Genomic DNA, 1659 nt, shown 5'->3' with positions numbered 1-1659 from the left:
CGGTTTACCCCGCGGGCCATCCCCCCCGGCGGGGGGGGGGTTTGCGCCCGCCCCGGGGGGCTGGTCACCCTGTCACCCCGTCAACCCCCCCACTTCTCTGGCATTGCAACACCTGAGAAGTGCAGGTTTCCCCGGTTAACCGGGGATTCCTACCCCTTTCGCTCGCGGACGAACGCGACCCGGCCGGCCCACACCATGCGTGTGGGCCGGCTTCGTTTGTGCGCCTCAGTCCAGACCGGCGTCGTGCTGCTCCTTGATGTACTCCCAGTCGCGATCGCTCAGCAGAGGCGCGTCCGGGAGACCGTCGAGAGCGGTGTCGTCACGTCGGACCGGGACGCCGCCCGCGCCGATCACCGCGTCCAGGACCTTCATGTCGCTCAGCGGCGCACCCGGATGGGCACGGAGCCAGTGCTTCACGTCTTCTGCGAGCCGGTGCCACCAATGTTCATGCTCACTCATGATCCGATGATGGCACCGTCGGATGAACAGCGCGTACGCTACGGCGGGAGGCTCAGATCTCGCGGATGACCGCGACCTGGCCGGCACGGACCAGGTGTGGTCCGCCGTCGTTGCCGGAGAGCAGGTCGGTGCCCCGGACGGGGACGATGACCGCCTCGTGGGTGTGGTTGATGACGAAGACGTACGTCCCCTGGTCACCGACGCGCCGGATCGCCTCGACGCCCTCGGGGAGGCCGCCCACGACCGGCTTGGTCGTGGTGAAGACCTGGCTGGCCAGGGTGTCGAGGGAGTCGGGGGTGAGCTCGGTGCCGACGTACCAGGCTGTGCCCTTGCCGACGCGGCGCCGGGTGACGGCGGGGTCGCCGGCGCAGTCGCCGGTGGCGTACGCAGCCACGACATCGGCCCCGACGGCGCGGCCGCGCTCGCTCCAGATCATGGCGGTGCCATAGGCGGTCAGCGGGATCTCGTCGCCCTCGGGAAGCGGGCAGAACTCCTCGATCCGCACCCCGAGCAGGTCGGTGAGACCGCCCGGGTAGCCGCCGAGCCGGATGTGGTCGTGCTCGTCGACGATGCCGGAGAAGTAGGTGGCGACCAGGGTGCCGCCGGCCTCGACGAAGGCGGTGAGACGGCCGATGGCCTCGTCGGAGAGCAGGTACTGCACGGGCAGGACCACCACGTCGTAGCCGTCGAGCGGGTCGGTGGGACCGATGATGTCGACGCCGAGGTTGCGCGCCCAGCAGGCACGGTGCCAGGCCCGCGCGGTCGCCATCGGGTCGACGTCGACCGACGGGTGCGAGTCGAAGGTCGCCGCCCACCACGACTCCCAGTCGAAGCAGATCGCGACGCTGGCCTGCGCCACCCGGGTGCCGGCGACCTCGGCGATCGCGGACAGGTCCGCCCCGAGGCGTACGACATCCCGCCAGACCCGGCTCTCGGTGCCGGTGTGCGGGACCATCGCGGAGTGGAACTTCTCCGCGCCACCGCGCGAGGCGCGCCACTGGAAGAACAGCGCTCCGTCGGCGCCGCGCGCGACGTGCTGGAAGGAGTTGCGGCGCATCTCGCCGGCGGTCTTGGCGATGTTGCGCGGCTGCCAGTTGACCGCGGACGTGGAGTGCTCCATCAGCAGCCACGGCTCGCCGTGGGCCCACGACCGGGTCAGGTCGGCGGTCATCGCGAGCTGCTGCGTGCGGTCCTCGTCCT

General features: G+C 70.8%; 2 protein-coding genes. Both read right to left on the bottom strand.

Features of this window, described 5'->3' with window-relative positions:
* Window positions 1–225: 225 nt before the first annotated feature.
* Entirely contained in the window at window positions 226–459 is a 234-nt protein-coding gene (locus tag ACFVJS_RS22955) for a hypothetical protein (protein WP_378885373.1), read from the bottom strand.
* A 52-nt stretch (window positions 460–511) separates the two neighbouring features.
* Window positions 512–1659, bottom strand: a 1148-nt coding sequence (locus ACFVJS_RS22950) for a beta-galactosidase trimerization domain-containing protein (RefSeq protein ID WP_378885370.1), incomplete at its 5' end; no start/stop codon positions are given.

This window comes from Nocardioides sp. NPDC057772 (assembly GCF_042798075.1).
GTDB lineage: Bacteria > Actinomycetota > Actinomycetes > Propionibacteriales > Nocardioidaceae > Nocardioides.
The sequence above is the reverse complement of the archived record's forward strand: the minus strand, read 5'-3'. Positions and strand labels throughout refer to the sequence as shown.